The sequence below is a fragment of the Pseudomonas sp. GL-RE-26 genome (genome assembly GCF_019956275.1).
Taxonomy (GTDB): Bacteria; Pseudomonadota; Gammaproteobacteria; order Pseudomonadales; family Pseudomonadaceae; genus Aquipseudomonas; species Aquipseudomonas grandcourensis.
On record NZ_JAHBDI010000005.1, the window covers coordinates 69,447 to 86,858 of the forward strand.

The 17,412-nt window shown below is 62.8% G+C and carries 18 protein-coding genes; 4 read left to right on the plus strand and 14 right to left on the minus strand.

Annotated features, from left to right (window positions below):
* Positions 1–2 precede the first annotated feature (2 nt).
* The 9 genes from KGB07_RS03800 to KGB07_RS03840 form a co-directional block, all read right to left on the minus strand.
* Positions 3–1,511, minus strand: coding sequence for an aldehyde dehydrogenase family protein (locus tag KGB07_RS03800; protein WP_046042456.1), 1,509 nt, complete (start codon positions 1,509–1,511; stop codon positions 3–5).
* Positions 1,492–2,565: an aminoglycoside phosphotransferase family protein gene (locus KGB07_RS03805; protein ID WP_223464614.1), complete on the minus strand. Its 1,074-nt coding sequence runs from the start codon at positions 2,563–2,565 to the stop codon at positions 1,492–1,494. The genes KGB07_RS03800 and KGB07_RS03805 overlap by 20 nt, the downstream gene beginning before the upstream one ends.
* 5 nt (positions 2,566–2,570) lie before the next feature.
* Positions 2,571–2,915 carry a cupin domain-containing protein gene (locus KGB07_RS03810; protein ID WP_046042458.1) on the minus strand — a complete coding sequence of 115 codons (345 nt, stop codon included), beginning with the start codon at positions 2,913–2,915 and terminating at the stop codon, positions 2,571–2,573.
* A gap of 202 nt (positions 2,916–3,117) precedes the next feature.
* Positions 3,118–3,486 (minus strand): cupin domain-containing protein, encoded by a 369-nt coding sequence (locus KGB07_RS03815; protein ID WP_008049636.1) that lies wholly within the window; start codon positions 3,484–3,486, stop codon positions 3,118–3,120.
* Positions 3,479–4,762, minus strand: coding sequence for a nucleotide disphospho-sugar-binding domain-containing protein (locus KGB07_RS03820; RefSeq protein WP_046042459.1), 1,284 nt, complete (start codon positions 4,760–4,762; stop codon positions 3,479–3,481). Before KGB07_RS03820 ends, KGB07_RS03815 begins: the two co-directional genes overlap by 8 nt.
* Positions 4,763–4,794: 32 nt before the next feature.
* Positions 4,795–5,874 (minus strand): ABC transporter ATP-binding protein, encoded by a 1,080-nt coding sequence (locus tag KGB07_RS03825; protein WP_223464615.1) that lies wholly within the window; start codon positions 5,872–5,874, stop codon positions 4,795–4,797.
* Positions 5,867–6,673, minus strand: a complete 807-nt coding sequence (locus KGB07_RS03830; protein ID WP_046042462.1) for an ABC transporter permease — start codon at positions 6,671–6,673, stop codon at positions 5,867–5,869. Before KGB07_RS03830 ends, KGB07_RS03825 begins: the two co-directional genes overlap by 8 nt.
* Positions 6,670–7,530, minus strand: coding sequence for an ABC transporter permease (locus KGB07_RS03835; RefSeq protein ID WP_046042463.1), 861 nt, complete (start codon positions 7,528–7,530; stop codon positions 6,670–6,672). Before KGB07_RS03835 ends, KGB07_RS03830 begins: the two co-directional genes overlap by 4 nt.
* 82 nt (positions 7,531–7,612) lie before the next feature.
* Positions 7,613–8,668 (minus strand): spermidine/putrescine ABC transporter substrate-binding protein, encoded by a 1,056-nt coding sequence (locus tag KGB07_RS03840; RefSeq protein WP_046042465.1) that lies wholly within the window; start codon positions 8,666–8,668, stop codon positions 7,613–7,615.
* 199 nt (positions 8,669–8,867) lie between these two features.
* Between KGB07_RS03840 and KGB07_RS03845 the strand changes: the two genes are divergently transcribed.
* The 4 genes from KGB07_RS03845 to KGB07_RS03860 all read left to right on the plus strand — a co-directional run bounded on the left by KGB07_RS03845 (position 8,868) and on the right by KGB07_RS03860 (position 13,025).
* The gene (locus KGB07_RS03845) at positions 8,868–9,800 is read left to right on the plus strand and encodes a GntR family transcriptional regulator (RefSeq protein ID WP_223464616.1); all 933 of its coding nucleotides are present in this window, start codon (positions 8,868–8,870) and stop codon (positions 9,798–9,800) included.
* Positions 9,801–9,900: 100 nt separating this feature from the next.
* Positions 9,901–11,184, plus strand: a complete 1,284-nt coding sequence (locus tag KGB07_RS03850; protein ID WP_046042467.1) for a nucleotide disphospho-sugar-binding domain-containing protein — start codon at positions 9,901–9,903, stop codon at positions 11,182–11,184.
* A gap of 70 nt (positions 11,185–11,254) precedes the next feature.
* Positions 11,255–12,652 carry an NAD(P)/FAD-dependent oxidoreductase gene (locus tag KGB07_RS03855; RefSeq protein WP_046042468.1) on the plus strand — a complete coding sequence of 466 codons (1,398 nt, stop codon included), beginning with the start codon at positions 11,255–11,257 and terminating at the stop codon, positions 12,650–12,652.
* Between the two features lie 13 nt (positions 12,653–12,665).
* The gene (locus tag KGB07_RS03860; protein ID WP_046042469.1) at positions 12,666–13,025 is read left to right on the plus strand and encodes a cupin domain-containing protein; all 360 of its coding nucleotides are present in this window, start codon (positions 12,666–12,668) and stop codon (positions 13,023–13,025) included.
* Here KGB07_RS03860 and KGB07_RS03865 read toward each other — a convergent pair.
* The 5 genes from KGB07_RS03865 to KGB07_RS03885 form a co-directional block, all read right to left on the minus strand.
* Entirely contained in the window at positions 13,022–14,089 is a 1,068-nt protein-coding gene (locus tag KGB07_RS03865) for a GGDEF domain-containing protein (protein WP_223464617.1), read from the minus strand. The genes KGB07_RS03860 and KGB07_RS03865 overlap by 4 nt on opposite strands.
* A gap of 124 nt (positions 14,090–14,213) precedes the next feature.
* Positions 14,214–14,354, minus strand: coding sequence for a hypothetical protein (locus KGB07_RS03870; protein WP_185754831.1), 141 nt, complete (start codon positions 14,352–14,354; stop codon positions 14,214–14,216).
* 142 nt (positions 14,355–14,496) lie between these two features.
* Complete coding sequence (locus KGB07_RS03875) at positions 14,497–15,537, minus strand: ABC transporter substrate-binding protein (protein WP_046042472.1); 1,041 nt, start codon at positions 15,535–15,537, stop codon at positions 14,497–14,499.
* A 35-nt stretch (positions 15,538–15,572) separates the two neighbouring features.
* The gene (gene argE, locus KGB07_RS03880) at positions 15,573–16,742 is read right to left on the minus strand and encodes an acetylornithine deacetylase (protein WP_223464618.1); all 1,170 of its coding nucleotides are present in this window, start codon (positions 16,740–16,742) and stop codon (positions 15,573–15,575) included.
* The gene (locus KGB07_RS03885; RefSeq protein ID WP_218486173.1) at positions 16,735–17,409 is read right to left on the minus strand and encodes a DUF1028 domain-containing protein; all 675 of its coding nucleotides are present in this window, start codon (positions 17,407–17,409) and stop codon (positions 16,735–16,737) included. The genes argE and KGB07_RS03885 overlap by 8 nt, the downstream gene beginning before the upstream one ends.
* Positions 17,410–17,412 lie beyond the last annotated feature (3 nt).

Here is a 17,412-nt window from a genome sequence, read left to right on the forward strand (position 1 = left end):
CTTCAGGCCGGATCGCGATAGAACACGTCGTCGGCGTAGGGATACCACCAGTCCTGGATTTTCGGCTGGTGGTCGATGATGACCATTTTCGATCGGCGGAACGCTTCCAGCCCCTGACGCCCGAGCTCGCGCCCAAGACCCGACATTTTCCAGCCGCCGAACGGAAGCGCATCGTTGTCGATCAGCGGATTGTTGACCCAGACCATCCCCGCTTCCAGACGCTCGGCGGCTTCCATGGCTTCGGCCAGATCCGTGGAAAACAGCGAGGCGCCAAGGCCGAACGGCGAGTCGTTGGCCAAGCGCACCGCCTCATCGAAATCGCCGACCCGGCAGATCGCCGCCACCGGGCCGAAGCACTCTTCCTGCAGAATCGCCATGTCGCCGGTCACCCCGGTGAGGATGGTCGGCTCATAGAACCAGCCGACGGTTTGCTCGGGTGGAATCCGCCCGCCACACACCACTTTCGCGCCTTTGGCTACGGCGTCATCGACCAGTCGCATGACTTTGTTTCGCGCTGCCTCGCTGACCATCGGCCCGATCTCCGAGCGCTCCAGGCCATGGCCAATGCGCAAGGCGCGGGTGCGTTCGGCGAATTTCGCGACAAACTCGTCATGGATTTCATCGACGACGTAGAAGCGTTCCGCCGAGGTGCAGATCTGCCCGCTGAGGTGAAACGCCGCCGTCACCGCCCCCGCCGCTGCCACTTCCAACGGTGCATGCCTGGAGATGATCAGCGGATCGCTGCCACCGGCCTCGATCACGCAAGGTTTCATCCGTTCGGCGCAGGCCACGGCCACCGCTTTGCCTGCCGCCACGCTGCCGGTGAAGGCCACCGCGTGGGTCTGCGCCGACTGCACCAACAACTGCGCGGTGAGCGCATCACCCGGCACACAAGACACCAGCCCAGGCAGCAACGCGGTGAAGTGCTCCATAAACTTGAGGGTGCACAGGGTCGTGGCTTCCGCCGGTTTGATGATGCAGGCATTGCCCGCCGCCAAAGACGCGGCGACGGTCCAGCACATCAGCAGGATCGGAAAGTTGAACGGCATGATGTGCACGCTGACGCCATACGGCTCGTAACGCACATGCTGGAACGAGCCGATTTGCGTGGTGCCGGCGACCTTGCCGGCATCGTCCCGGGCCATCTCCGCGTAGTAGCGAAAGATCGGCGCGCAGTTGGCCAGCTCGCCCATGGCCTCGGGAAACGGCTTGCCCATCTCCAGGGTCATCAAGCGTGCGACTTCACGGTTGCAAGCGATGTTCTGTTCGATGGCGTTGGCCAGTTGATGCAGGCGCGCGGCGCGGCTTTTGGCATCCACTACGCGCCATTGTTTTTGCGCGGCGGTGGCGGCATCCGTGGCGGCTTGCACATCGGCTTCGCCACACACGCCGACTTGCCCGACCGGTTGCAGGGTCGCCGGGTCGAGCACTTCGCGCACACGGCCTGCGGTCAGCGGCAGGAATTCAGAATTGATGAAACGCAATGCGGTGTCAGTGTTGAACGTGGCCATGGGATGATCCTTGAACCAATCGATAAGGGGTTTCGCGTAACGTCGCCAGGGTCTCGGCGGGCAGTTCTTCACGCCAGCCCGGCACGTGCCGGTCGAGCCATTGGCGCAGCGGCGCAAAGGCCTCGGCGTCCAGGGCGCGGACGAACAAACCCAAGGTGCGCGGCAAGTGCGCCAGGTAACCGTGCTTGCCGTCACGACCGGCCAGGCGCACGAAAATCCCCAGCACCTTGGCATGACGCTGGGCGGCCAGGCGCCGGTAATCTTCGAGAAAACCCGGTGCATCCAGCTCCGGGCGCTGCAACAGGTAATGGCTGACCAGTGCCGCCCGCAGCGCTTCGGGCACATCGCGCCGGGCGTCTTCGAGCAGCGACATCAGGTCATAGGCCGCCGCCCCGACCAGGGCGTCCTGGAAATCCAGCAAGCCGCAGGCCGCCACGCCTTCGCGACCTTGCAGCAGCATCAGGTTGTCGACATGAAAGTCGCGCAGCACCAGGGCTTCGCGGCGTTTTGCGACATCGCGGCAGGCATCGGCGAACAACGCCAGATACTCCTCGCGCAGGTCTTGCGCCGCGTCCTTGCCGATCAGCAGCGGCACATACCAGTCGATAAACAGCGCGTACTCGTCCGCCAGTCGCTGACCGTCGTAAGGCGCCAGTTCCGTGGCTGGCGCTGCGCGATGCAAGGCCACCAGCGTATCGACCGCCAGGTGATACAGCTGCGATTCCGAATGCCCGGCCAGCAGCAGCCGGGTGTAGGTGTCGTGACCGAAATCCTCGATCAACGCCAGCCCCGCCGCCTCGTCCACCGCCAGCAAGGCTGGCGCGGACAGGCCCAGCCCGTGCAACTGCCGGGCGATGCGCACGAACGGGCCGATGGGCTCACTGTCGGGGGGCGAATCCATCAGCAACAGGCCGGCGCCGTCCAGGCGAAAATAACGCCGGCTCGAGGCATCCGCCGGCAAGGCGACCAGCAAGCCACCGGCGTAACCGGCGCGGGCCAGAAAGGCGGCGCGCTGGTCCTCACGGGTTGGCAATGACGCCAGTGCATCTGTCATGGCAGTCACCGGATCATGTAGACCTTTTTGATGGTCTCGTGGACGGTGCACACACCCTTCCAGTCCTTGCCGAAGAAGGCGGCGGTGTCCGGCTTGATCTCGATCACTTCGCCGGACTCGTGGACGTATGTGCAGCGACCTTCGAGAAAGTGGCAGAACTCGTCGCTGGTCACATGGCAGAACCACTTGCCCGGGGTGCAGATCCAGATGCCGCATTCGGACTGGCCTTCGGGGCCTTTGTGCAGCACCACGCCGCAGACACGGGATTCACCTTCAAGCATGGTCGGGATCACGCCCCAATCCTTGACGTCGGTGATGCTCAGCGGGTCGTACAGAAACGGGGTCTTCATCTGTTGCTCTCCAGAAAAATCAGTTCAAAAGGTTCATCGCATAACCTGTGGCGAGGGAACTTGCTCCCGCTGGACTGCGCAGCAGGCCCAATTGTTGGGGCAGCTTCGCTGCCCAGCGGGAGCAAGCTCCCTCGCCACAGGTCCAGTGTCAGGTTCAGGTTCAGGTTCAGGTTCAGGTTCAGGTTCAAGTGCGGTGTCAGGTTCAAGCCAGCATGTAAACGTTGCGCAGGGTTTCCCGGACGTGGCATTCGCCCGTCCAGCCGGCAGGGAACAGCACCAGGGTGTTGGGGCGCACTTCGATCACTTCGCCGTTGTCGTTACGGTAAGTGGCGTGCCCCGCGATGAAATGGCACAACTCGTCCCGGGGAATCGACAGCCGCCAGCGACCGGGGGTGCACACCCACAATCCGGTTTCCGGGCTGTTGTTCGGGCCCTTGAACAGCAAGCGGCCGCTGGAATGCGAAACGCCTTCGACGGCGTCGCTCTGCACGCCCCAGTCCACCAGGTCGGTGCGGCTGCTGACGGCTTCGAGGTACGGCGTGATACCCGCCGTGGTGGATGAATCAGGCATCGTTGAGCACCTTGTCGAGAATCGCGGCCGCGTCTTGCGGCCCCTTGCGGGATTGCATCTGCGCGCTGGTGCGCTGCAGGCGTTGGCGCATCGCCTCGTCGTTGAGGCACGCATGGAGTTTTTCCGCGAGCTGCTCTTCGCTCCACTCATAGCGGTCGAGCTTGAAGCCGTGACCGCTTTCTTCGGCGCGCATGGCGTTGTCGTGGCCGTCCCAAACGTAGGACATGACAATCGCCGGTTTGCCGAAGAACAGGCACTCGGTGAAGCTGTTGTTGCCGCCGTGGTGGATCACCGCGTCGACCTGGGCAATCACCGACGGCTGCGGGAACCAGTTGGAGATCTGCACGTTGTCCGGCAGGTCCGGGTATTCGTCGAGGTGCTCGCCGACGTTGAACAGTGCGCGGTAAGGCAGCTTGCCCACTGCCTCGATCAGGCGCTTGAGCAACTCGACATCGCCGGAACCGAGGCTGCCGAAACTGGCGTACAGCAATGGCTTGTCGTTGTGGGCGCGGAACGGCGGAATCTCGTAGGGCGTATCGTCGCGCACGCAACCCTGCAGGTAATGGAAGCGCTCGGCCGGCAGCGGATGGCGGCGGTCGAACTTGACCGCATCGGGGTACAACAACAGGTTCATGAACGGCGAGGCTTCAAAGAAGGTGCCCAGCGGATACGGCTGCTCGCCATGGGCCTGGAGGAACTGGTTGAAGTCGTCGTGGATCGGCCCGACCACTTCCTCGAAACGCTGGCGGAATTGCGCGTGGCCGGCCTTGTCGTCGATGCTCATGCCCGACAGGTGCGGCGGGATATCCGGGTCTTCGATCTCGTTTTCCGAGCAGGAAATGATCCGCACCCACGGCTTGCCGTATTGCTTGATCGCCGGAAACAGGATCACGTTGTCGACGCAGATCAGGTCGGGCTTGACCTTGTCCAGCACCGCCGGCAGGTCCTTTTGCGCCCACTTGGCGGTTTCGACGATGGCCGCCCAGCATTCCTTGACGTAGTTGTCGATCTGGTCGAGCGGCGACTTGCGGAAGTTCGGAATATGGCCGTTGATGAAATCCACCCAGTAGCGGGCCATCTCTTCGGCCGGCATCGGCGCCGACATGTTGACCATGTGCTCTTCAAAACCATAACCGGCGTAGACACCGCTCATGCCCGGGTCGGTGAGGAACACCGCTTTATGCCCCAGGGCTTCACACGCCTGGGCGATACCCACTGAGTTCAGGGCCGGGCCGTAGGCGGCTTCGGGGAAGAATGCGATCACTTTCTGTTTCATCGAGTGCTGCTCCTGCCTGGTCTTTTTATTGTTCAGCGCGTCAATACGCGGGCATGCCGGGCCTGCCAGCCCAGCCGGATGGTCGTGTCGATTGCAAAATGGGCGAATTCGAACTGTGAGGACGGCACGCGCACGATCAGCGGCTTATCGCTGAGGAGGGTCTGCACGTGCAGGTTGGTGTCGAGGCCGTGGTAAGCGACTTCGACGATCTTGCCGCTGACCTGATTGGCGCAATCGCCGCCCTGCTCCGTCAGCACTTGCAGGCGTTCGGGGCGCACCACCACGGCGACGGATTGGCCGGTCACCAGCGGCGCGTCGGTTTCGACGCTCAGCTCCTGGCCATTGACCCGCACCGAGTGCTGGCCCGAGCGCACGCCTTCGAGCAGGTTGCTGACGCCGATGAAGTTGGCGACAAAACGGCTGTTGGGGTTTTCGTAGAGTTCGGTCGGGCTGCCGCACTGGCACACCTTGCCGCCATCGAGCACCGCCATGCGGTCGGACATCACCAGGGCTTCTTCCTGGTCGTGGGTGACGATGATGAAAGTGATGCCGATCTCGTGCTGCAGGCGCTTGAGCTCCAGCTGCATCTTTTCCCGGAGCTTCTTGTCGAGAGCGCCCAAGGGTTCGTCGAGCAACAACACCCGCGGACGTTTGACCAGTGCCCGGGCCAATGCCACCCGCTGACGCTGGCCGCCGGAAAGCTGATCGGGCTTGCGCTCGGCCAGCTCACCCAATTGCGCGGTGCTCAGCACCTCATCGACCCGACGACGGATTTCGCTTTCCGGCAGGCGCTCCATTTCCAGGCCGTAGGCGATGTTCTTGCGCACGGTCATGTTGGGAAACAGCGCGTAGGACTGGAACATCAGGTTCAGCGGACGCTTGTTGGCCGGCAGCGGCGAGATGTCATTGCCGTCCAGGTAGATGCAGCCACCGCTGGGGGTCTCGAAGCCGGCGAGCATGCGCAACAGCGTGGTCTTGCCGCAGCCCGACGGCCCGAGCAGCGCGAAAAACTCGTTCTCGCGGATGCTCAGCGACACCTCGTTGACCGCCAGACCGTTGCCATAAGACTTGCTGACCTTGTCCAGGATCAGTACCGCGGATGAATTATTCATGGGTGCGAGGAGCCTTGTTGAGACGCTGCGAAGCCAGCAGCGCGGTGATGCTGACCAGCATCACCAACGTCGCCAGAGCGTTGATTTCCGGGGTGACGCCGAAGCGGATCATGGCGTAGATCTGCATGGGCAACGTGGTCGAGGCCTGGCCGGAGCCGGAGTTGAAAAAGGCGATGATGAATTCGTCCACCGACAGGGTGAACGAGAGCAAACCGCCCGCCAGCACACCGGGGAAAATCACCGGCAACAGCACCCGGCGAAAGGTGGTGAACCAGCTCGCCCCCAGATCGATCGAGGCTTCGAGGATCGAATAGTCGAAGTGCTTGAGCCGCGTGCGCACCACCGCGCAGACGAAGGCGATGTTGAACACCGCGTGGCTGATGATGATCGAGTGCAGCCCCAGGCCGACCTTCAGCAGGTTGAAGAAGCTGAGCAGCGCAATCGCCAGCACGATGTCAGGAATAATCATCGGCGCCATCAGCAAGGTGTCGACCACCTGGCCTTTGTGGTTGTCCTTGCGGCGCAACTCGATGCCCAGCGCCAGGAACGTGCCGAGCACGCAGGCAATGAAGGTCGCCGACAAGGCAACGATCAGGGTGTTGAGCGCTGCCGACAGAATTGCCGTGTTGTGCGCCAATGCCGCGTACCACTTCAGCGATACGCCGCCCCAGGCGGTGGGCAAGCCGGACTTGTTGAACGACAGCAGGATCAACACCAGGATCGGTATATAAAGGAAGGCGTACACCAGCCCCAGGTGCGAACCCAGCACGGTGCCGCTGACAGAACGAGACTGACTCATGAGCGCGCCCCTTCTGCACGACGGGCCACCAGTGCCTGGATGAACAACAGGATCAACATGATCGCGATCAGGAAGAAGCTCAGCGCCGCACCGAACGGCCAGTCCCGCGCCGTGAGGAATTGCGAATAGATCAGGTTGCCGACCATCTGCACCTGCTTGCCGCCCAGCAAGTCGGCGGTGATGAAGTTGCCGATGCTCAGCACAAAGACAAACACCGCGCCCGCCGCGATACCCGGTACGCTCAGCGGCAGGATGATCCGGCGAAAGGTCATCCAGCCCGACGCGCCGAGGTCTTTCGAGGCGTCCCACAGTTCGTTGTTGATCCGCGACAGCGACGAGAAAATCGCCAGGATCACAAAGGGGATGTAGTTGTAGACCAGCCCCAACACCACGGACGATTCGGTGTACAGCAGGCTGATGGGTTCGCCGCTGTAGCCGAACAATTGCAGCAGGCGGTTGATCAGACCTTCGCGATTGAGCAGGACGATCCAGGCGTAGGTGCGGATCAGGTAGTTGCTCCAGAACGGCAGCATCACCAGAAACAGATACACCGCCTGACGCCGCCGTGGCGCCCGGGCAATCGCATAGGCTGCCGGGTAGCCGATCAACACCGCGAACACCGTGGCCAACCCGGCGATCTTCGCCGACTTGAGCAGGATGCCCAGGTACAGCGGATCGAACGCGCGCTGATAGTTTTCCCAGGTGAACAACCAGTCGATGCCGCCGTAGGCACCGCGTTCGACGAAGCTGTAGACCAGCACCAGCAGGCACGGAATCACCAGGAACATCAGCAGCCAGCCGAAGCCGGGCGCAAGAAGCCAGGCCGACAGACGCCTGTCAGCATGCAAAGCACTCATTAACCCTATCCTCCCGCCTCAGGACAGAGGCGGCTTGCGAGCGTGGCGAGGCATGCCGGGCATGCCTCGGATCGACGTGGCGTTAGTTCTGCGCTGCCATGATTTCGGTGACGGCGCGGGTGTAGGCCTTTTGCGTGGTGCCGCCCAGGTCGCGCAACTGCTCCATTTTCAGCAGTTCGGCGGGGGCGATGGTCAGGTTGGGGTATTGCTTGAGCAAGTCAGCGGACAACCCGGCCATGGCCGCCTGGTTGGGGACTTTGTAGAGGATGTTTTCAGCGACCCAGGCGTGGTTTTCCTTAGCCAGCATGAAGTTGATGAACTTGAAGGCGTCGTCCTGGTGCTTCGAGCTCTTGAGCACCACCATGGTGTCCACCCACAGGTCGGAACCTTCCTTGGGCACCACGAACTTGATCGCCGCGTTGGCCTGGGTGCCGTAGTTGCACCAGCCGTCCCAGGCGTGGGCCATCAACGATTCGCCGGAGGCCAGCTTGGAATAGAAGGTGGTGTCGTCGAAGGAGAGAATGCGTTTTTTGGTGGCGATCAGTTGATCGCGAACGGCGGCGATTTGCGCGGGGTCGCTGTCGTTGACCGACCAGCCCTTGGCGAGGAAACCGGCGCCGAGCATCCAGCGGTCGGTGGCGAGCATCGTCACCTTGCCCTTGAGGGCATCGCTCGGATTGAGCAGCTCGTTCCAGCTCTGTGGCGCCGGCGTCACCTTGTCGGAGCGGTAGCAGATGCCGGTTGTGCCCCAGGTGTAAGGCACGGAAAACCGGTTGCCCTGGTCATATTCCAGGTGTGTGGCTTCGGGGTAGAGGTTTTTCAGGTTGGGGACCTTGACCGGATCGATGTCCGCCAGCAGCCCCTGTTTGTGCAGGACTTCGGCGAAAGGCGAGGAGACGAACACCACGTCGTAACCTTCACCACCGGACGCCATCAGCTTGCCCATGATTTCTTCGTTGGTGGCGTGCAGCGCCTTGTCGACGTCCACACCGCTGGCAGCCTTGAACTTGTCCAGCGCATCCGGGGCCATGTAGCCGTCCCAGATGGAAATCACCATGTCTTTCGCACTTGCAGCCTGTGAAGCGATCGCCAGGGAAACGGCCAATCCCACGCACAGAAGATCATTCAGCTTGCTCATAAATACTCACCCGACGATTGTTTATTGTTGTGTTCGAAGGCAGTACGGCAAAACGAGAAACGATTGCTGGTGTTTTTTTTTAGAAATTAGGACCAGTATCAAAAGATGTCAACGCATTTTTTCCAGCCTGACGCTTCGCCGGCGCATGACATAAGATGGGCAACTGAGTCCGACAGCGGATCACAACGAGAAAAGACGCTTGAGCACGACAGCCGAAAAAAAACCGCGCACCAATCACCTGGAACTGGCCCGGCGCATCCTCGAGCACACCCAGGAAAGCGGCCTGGTGGCCGGCGACCCGGTGGCCGAACAGGCCCTGGCCCGGACCTTCCAGGTCTCGCGCACGCTGATTCGCGGCGCGCTGAAAGTGCTACTGGAAGAAAACCTGCTGAGTCACGAAGCCGGCAAGGGCTACCGGTTGCTGGCCTCGCCGACGGGCCAGGCCTTCAACGCCGCGCTGCCCCAGGCCGAGGAAGAAGAACTGGCCGCCTCGGTGCTGCGCGACCGCATGGCCGGGCGCCTGGGCGACAGCATCAGCATCAGTGAGCTGATGCGCCGCTACGACATCGGCCGGCCGGCGGCACAAAAGGCCCTGCAGCAATTGAGCGAAAACCAGGCCATCGAGCGCGGCCCCGGCCAGTCCTGGCTGTTTCGTCCGTCACTGAACAGCCTGGCCGCCCTCGAAGAAAGCCTGAAATTCCGCCTGACTCTCGAACCCGAAGCCTTGCTCAGCCCGAGCTTCAACGCCGACCCACAACGCCTTGCGTTGCTGCGCAGCGCCACGCAAAGCCTGCTCGCCCGCCCCGTGGAAGACTTCGACATCCAACAGTTTCGCGAACTGGACATCAGCTTCCACGAACTGCTGGCCCAGAGCTGCGGCAACCGCTTCATCAGCGACGCCCTGCTCAAGCATCAAGGCCTGCGCCGCTTGCCGAACCTGCTGCCATCGGTGAGTGTGCACCGCCTGCAGGAAGCCCTGCGCGAACACCTGCAGATCATCGCGCAGATCGAACGCGGGCAGATGGAGATTGCCGCCGACCTGCTGCGCCTGCACCTGCGCCTGAGCGCCGCGCAACGCCCGCAAACCGCCAACCGTGGCATCCCGCAAAGTCATCTGCTCGGGCGTCGCTAACCGCCTCGCAAAAACATGATGATTTTTTTTTGAAAATAAGACAGCATCAAAAACACCTTCAGGAGCGGCGGGTCTGACCCGCCATGGACAGTCCCTCGCCATGCAAAAACAAAAACTGATCGCCCTGTTTCCGGAAGCCAGTTTCGGCGCGGCCTTGAACTGCATTGGTATCGCTCAGTCGCTGCGCGAGATGGGCGCCAAACCGGTGTTCATCTGCCATGAGCATTTCCAGGGGTTGTTCGCCGAATACGGTTTCGACGAGTACCCGATTCCGCAAGCGAGCCCATTGTCGGCAGCGGAACACCAGCACTACTGGGAGCGCTTCATCGAGCGCAGCATTCCCTACTTCGACCAGACCCCGCTGGCACAGATCGACAGCTACGTTGCGCCCGCTTGGGAAGCCATCATCGACACCGCCATCGAAGCGGAAAAACCCTTGCAGCAGTTGCTCGGCCGCCTCAAGCCCGATGTGATCGTGCTCGATAACGTGGTGATGTTCCCGGCCATCGCCAACGCCGGTTGCCCCTGGGTGCGAGTGGTGTCGTGCGCCGAAACCGAACTGCCGGATGCGGCTGTTCCGCCGTACCTGTCCGGATGCCTGGCCAGCGACACCCAGGCCTGCGAGCGCTACACCGAGCAGTACCTCAAGGCCGTCGCGCCGGCCCATGAACGCTTTTCGCAATTCCTCCTCGGCAACAGCACCGCGCCGTGCCCAGCGGGGCAGTTCCTCACTGACTCGCCATGGCTGAACCTGCTGCTGTCACCGACGCCAGTGCGCTATGAGCGCCAGCAACCGCTGGACCCGCAACGCTACGTGTACCTCGACGGTTGCGTGCGCCGCGAAGCGCCGTACATCGTCCCGGACTTTCCACGGCACAACGACGCGCCGCTGATCTACCTCAGCTTCGGCAGCCTCGGTGCCGCCGATACCGGGATGATGAAGCGCCTGATCAGTACAATCGAAACCTTGCCGTACCGCTTCCTGGTCAACGTCGGCGCCTACCGCGACATGTACACCACCGTGCCGGACAACGTGTACCTCGACAGCTGGTTTGCCCAGCCGGCGGTGCTCAAGGAATGCCAGTTGTTCATCCACCACGGTGGCAACAACAGCTTCTGTGAAGCGCTGTATTTCGGCCTGCCGTCGCTGATCATTCCGTACTGCTGGGACGGCCACGACAACGCTGCCCGCGCCGAGGAAGTCGGCGTCGGTCGCTACCTGCCGCGCTTTGCCGATCCCCTGGCCGCCCTGCCCGCCGCCCTCGAACAGCTGCTGGCCGACCAAGCGATGAAAAAACGCCTCAAATCGTTCAGTGAGCCCATGCAGGCGACCCGCGGCACCGACATTGCCGCGCGCGCGATCCTGGCGCTTCCAGACCTCTAGCCAAAACAACAAAAACCGCCGGGCAACCGAACGCAATCGTCGCTGCCCGACACACCGCCGGAGTTTCAGCATGAATGCCCCACCGCGTCTCGATTCCCTCGACCACGTCCTGCCCCATCCCTTCTGGCAGGACACCGTCACCCCGCCACCCGCCGCACCTTCCGTCGCCGGCACGGTGCAGTGCGACCTGGCGGTGGTCGGCGGTGGCTTTACCGGATTGTGGACGGCGCTACTGGCGCGCCAGCGCAACCCCGGGTTGAGCATCGCGATCATCGAGGCGCGACGCTGCGGCGGTGAGGCCAGTGGACGCAATGGCGGCTTCTGCGCACCAAGCATTTCCCACGGAGTGTCCAACGCACTCAAGCGCTGGCCGGATGAAGCAGAGCAACTGATCCGCCTGGGCCGGCAGAACCTCGATGAACTGGCCGCCGACCTGCAACGCTTCGGCATGCACGTCGAGTTCGAACGCCAGGGCAAACTCAACGTCGCCAGCCAGCCGTGGCAGGTCGACGGGCTGCGCTCAATGCAGCGCAACTATGCGCGATTCGGTATCGACTGCCAGTGGCTGGAAGGCAGCGAGCTGGCACAGAAGCTTGATTCACCGACGTATGCAGCCGGCCTGTTCGAACCCAATTACGCCCTGCTCAACCCGGCAAAAATGGCCGCTGAACTGCGCCGCGTGTGCCTTGAGCAAGGCATTCAGCTGTTCGAAAACAGCCCGGTGCTGCAACTGAATGCGGACAAAGACAATTTGCACCTGCGCACAGAAAGCGGCGAAGTGACCGCTGGAAAAGTCGCCCTCGCCACCAACATCGCCCCGCCGCTGCTCGGCCATCTGGCATCGAGCGTGATCCCGGTGTACGACTACAGCCTGGTCAGCGAACCCTTGAGCGATGCGCAACTGCAAGCCATCGGCTGGACCGGACGCTACGGCATCGCCGACGCCGGCAACCAGTTCCACTACCTGCGCAAGACCGCCGACAACCGCATTCTCTGGGCCGGCTTTGATGCCATCTACCATTTCGGCGGTCGCCGCGACGAAGCCCTGACCCAGCGCCCGCAAAGCTTCCAGCGCCTGGCCGAACAGTTTCACCAGACTTTCCCGGCCCTGGGCGACGTGCGTTTCAGCCATGCCTGGGGCGGCATCATCGACACCTCCGCGCGCACCACGATGTTCACCGGTTGCGAGCACCAGGGCCGCGTCGCCTATGCCTTGGGCTTCACCGGGCAAGGGGTGTCCGCCAGCCGCTTCGCCGCGCTGAACATGCTCGACCTGCTGGCCGGCGAGCGCACCGAACGCACCGAACTGCTGATGACCTCCAAGGCTCCGTTCCGCTTTCCGCCCGAACCCTTGCGTTATGTTGGCGTGAAACTGGCCCAGCGTTCACTGGCGCGCGAAGACCGCGACGGTCACCGCGACCTGCTGCTCAAGACCTTCGATGCCTTTGGCATCGGTTTCGATTCCTGATCCGGAGACCACCATGTCCACAGCCCTGCCCCGGCACGTCATCGACTTCGCCAGCGACCTTGCCCCCCGTGAAACCGAAATCAACGACCCGGCCGTGGTCGACGCGACTTGTCGCAGCAAGAGTTGGCGGCACTTTGTACAGCCCGGGAAAAACGCCGTGGCCGGCATCTGGGAGGCAGGACCGCACCGGGAGCGCTGTCAGTGCGATTACGACGAGCTGTGTCACATCCTTGAAGGCAGCGTGCGCCTGACCGATGCCGAGGGCGTCGCGCGCACGTTCGGCCCCGGTGATTCGTTCGTGGTGGCCAGCGGCTTCACCGGCACCTGGGAAAACCTTACGCAGGTGCGCAAGGTCTACTTCATCCTCGGCTAAACGGCCCCGACCGCTACGTCAGGCTGCTGACGCACCTGATTGCGTCCGTTGCGCTTGGCCTGGTACAGCGCGTCGTCGGCGCGGGTCAACAGGCTTTCCGGTGTGTCGCCAGTTTGCGCATGGGCCACGCCGAACGACGCGGTGATGGTGTCCAGCACCGTGTCGGTGCCCCGGGCCTTGACCCGCAGCGACTGGATTTTCAAGCGCAGGCGCTCGGCAAAAGCGCCCGCGGCGGCCAGGTCCGGGCAATCCTTGAGCACCACGCAGAACTCCTCACCGCCATAACGCGCCGCGAACGCTTCTTCGGGCAGAGAATCGCGTAACACCCGGGCGACATGCTGAAGCACGCGGTCGCCCAAGGGATGGCCGTACTGGTCGTTGAATTGCTTGAAGTGGTCGATATCCAGCATCACCAGCGCCACGCCCGTCGCCATGTTGCCCATGGCCTGTTCAAGCTGGCGGTTGAAGGTGGTGCGGTTGAGCAATTCGGTCAGGCCATCGAGGGTCGCGGCCAATTGGGCGCGTTCCAGCTTGTCCCGCAGGCTTTTGATTTCATGCTGCGCCGACTGCAACTGGGCGAGGAAATGCTCCTGCTGCCCCTGCATCAGCCGGGTGCTCTGTTGCAGCTGGATCAGGATGCTCGGCAAGCGCTCGTTGGCGGGTTCTTCGAGCATTTGCAGGTATTGGCCGAGGCTGGCCTGGAAGTTCTGGTTGCCTTTCACGCTGCGCGAAACATCGCGCTCCATGTCGTCGACCAGGTTGATTGCATCCTGCTGCCCGGAGCGGGCGTCCGCCAGTTCATCGCGGATGATGTACTCGCGAAACAGTTTGGTGGCCGACTCCGGCGGAAAATAGTCGAAGTCGTTGACCACCCGGTCCAGGTGCCGGTTGAGCTCCGGCTCCTGGCCCTTGCTATAGGTGTACCAGAGCGCGTAGTGCACCGGGTTGGGCGGAATGTTGTGACGAACCATCAGCGGCACTGCCTGCTTGAGCAATGCCGCGGCCTCGCGGGAGTCTTCCGGATACTGCGCTAGAACAGTCGCACGCGTGTCTGATTGGCTCATGGTTTCACTGTGATTGTTATCATTGGCGTTTGGCAAACTCGCTGAGCATAGCGATACGCCCGGCAAACGACCATCCCGAATTACACAATCATTTCAACCCGGTACGCCTGTGCCACAGGCCCGATCAACTGTTGGTCGGCATCAGACCGGCCGCGTTCAGGCGCCGGCGATAGGCCGTATCGCGGTTGGCCAGCCAGTAGTACAGCGGTGTGGTGACGATCAGGCCGATTAACTGACTACCATCACCACTGCGCGCAGGCGGCAAAGCTTGAACCCGAGGTTTTTCACCAGGCTTTTTTGTGGGAGCGGGCTTGCTCGCGAAGACGGCGGCACATCCAACATCGATGTGACTGACATACCGCTTTCGCGAGCAAGCCCGCTCCCACAGAGGTTATGCGGTGCCTGTATCAGCGCGCAGCCCAGGCATTGAAGCGCTGTTCAAGCTCCTCGCCATGGTCGACCCAGAACTCCGCGTCCACGGCCCGGGCGCCGGCCAGGTTGGCCTCGGCGGTTGGCAGTTGCTCCTGCACGTCCTTGGGCAGCAATGGCAGGGTCTGGCGATGCACCGGCCCGTAGGGGATGGTTTCAGAGAAGACTTTTTGCGTCTGTGGCTGGCTGGCAAATGCGATGAAGTTTTCCGCCAATGCCTTGTTCGGCGTGCCTTTGACCACCGCCCAGTATTCCGGGTCGTACAGGCTCTGCGGCCAGACGATGCTCAGCTTCATGCCTTCCTTCTGCGCCGAAGCGATCCGGCCGTTGTAGGCGGCGCTCATCACCACGTCCCCGGCCACCAGCCATTGCGCCGGTTGCGCGCCCGCCTCCCACCACTGGATGTTCGGCTTGATCTGGTCGAGCTTGGCAAAGGCCCGCGTCACGCCTTGCGGGGTGTTCAGGACCTTGTACACGTCGTCCGCCTTGACGCCATCGGCCAGCAACGCGATTTCCAGGGTGTACTTGGCGCTCTTGCGCAGGCCGCGCTTGCCCGGGAAGTCGGCGACGTTCCAGAAATCCGCCCAGGACTGCGGCGCCTTGGCCTGCTTGCTCTGGTCGTAGGCCATGACCATCGACCAGACATAGGTTGCGACGCCGCACTCGGTCAACGCACCGGGCACGAAGTTCGCCGAATCACCGAAGCGTCCTTGATCGAGCTTCTCGAACAGGCCCTCCTCGCAGCCGCGCAACAACTCGGGGCTTTCGACTTCGACCACGTCCCAACTGGTGTGGCCGGCGGAGACCATGGCCTTGATCTTCGACAGCTCGCCGTTGTACTCACCGGCGATGATGTTGCCCGCGCCGCTGGCGTTGAAGGGCTGGAAATAGGCCTTATCCTGGGCCTGTTTGGTAGCACCACCGAAGGAAATCACGGTGAGGTCCTGGGGGGCCGCCCACACACTGGCACTCAGCAACGCCAGGGCAAACGGAACACTGCAACGCAAGGATCTGGACATGGATCGCTTCCTCGGGGCTTGTCGGCCCGTTGTTGTTATGGGTGTTCGGATTCACTCAAGTAAGCCGCCAGGCGATCCATCAGGCGGTCACAGGCCGCCATCTGAACAACGCTGACAAATTCATCGGGCTTGTGCCCCTGGTCCATGCTGCCGGGGCCGCAGACCACCGAAGGAATGCCGGCCTGATCGAACAGCCCGCCTTCGGTGCCAAAGGCCACGGTGCTGAACTCGTCGCTGCCGCACAGTTGGGCAATCAGCCGGGCCGCCGCGCTGTCGACGGGTGTCGCCAGGCCGGGATAGGCCGAGATTTTTTCAAAGCGGATAGCGGTATCGGTGTCCACGGCCTGCATGGCCGGCAGCAGCGTCTGCTCGGCGTAGTCCTGCAGTTCGTCGACGACCACTTGCGGGGCGAAGTCGGGCAAGGCGCGGATCTCGAAATCGAAACGACAGTCCGCTGGCACGATGTTCAGCGCCGTACCGCCCTGGATCACTCCGACCTGCACGGTCGAGAACGCCGGATCGAAGCGCTTGTCATGCAGTTGTGGCCGGGCCAGGGTGGCGCCGATGTCGCCCAACCGACCGATCAGGCGCGCGGCCTGCTCGATGGCATTGACCCCGTAAGGCGCGTAGGCCGAATGACAGGCGGCGCCGCGTACATGACAACGCATCGCCAGTTTGCCCTTGTGGCCGAGCACCGGCTTAAGCTCGGTCGGCTCGCCGATCAGGCACAACGCCGGAGCCGGGATGCGCTGGGGCAGCACTTCCAGCAAACCGCGCACACCGAGGCAGCCGACCTCTTCGTCATAGGAAAACGCCAAATGCACCGGGCGCTTCAAAGGGCTGGAGAGAAACATCGGCACCGCCGCCAGCACCGAAGCCAGATAGCCCTTCATGTCCGCGGTGCCACGGCCGTAAAGCTTGCCATTCGCCTCGCTCAGGCTGAATGGCTCGACCGTCCAGGCCTGGCCGTCCACCGGCACCACGTCGGTGTGCCCGGACAGCACTATGCCGCCGACCACACGCGGGCCGACCGTGGCCAACAGATTGGCCTTGGTCCGCTCGGCGTTGTAGATCAGTTCGCACTCCACGCCCAGTTCGTGCAGGTAGTCACGTACGAACTCGATCAGCGCCAGGTTCGAATCGCGGCTGACCGTGGCGAACCCGATCAATCGCGCGAGCAAGTCGCGGCTGCGCAACTCACTCATCGCCGGGCACTCCATATGCGGGGGCCAGGGTCGGATTGAGGGCGCGGGTCAGATAATCCTGAAGTTGCGGCTCGTAGGCCGTCCACAGTTTGCCCAGCTCGCCAATCGGGTTTTCATCGGCCCAATCCACCCGCAGGTCGACAATCGGCCAGGTCAGGTCACCCACCACCGACAGCGCCGCCGAGTGCACCGCGCCGGCTTCGCCACCGGCATCCTGCCCGGCCTGCAAGGCGCTCATCAGCCGGGTGGCGAGGCAGCCTTCGCTGTTTTCGAACGCCGCGACCATCGCCTCAATCACCCCGCTGTTGGCCAGCAGGTTGCCGGCCGCCACGCATTGGTCACCGGCCACAGCGTTATTGATGCCCAGGGCATGGTTGCCGCTGAACACCGCCGTACGCCCATGGGCATCCACCACCGCCACCTGCCGATACTGGCTGTAGCCGTTGCGGGTCAACGAATGGTCCAGCGCCTGGGGCGGCGCCGAGCCGTTGGCCAGTTCATCGAGGATCTGCGGGCCGAGGGCCGGCAGCGTGATGTTCTGGCTCGACACCGCGCCGACACCGGCACGCAGCCACGGGCAGCGCGCGCCGACGGCAATGCTCGAAGAGCTGATGGCAATGCCCAGCTGGCCGGTCTCGGCGCAGCGACCCACGATGGAAAAAGTCATGGC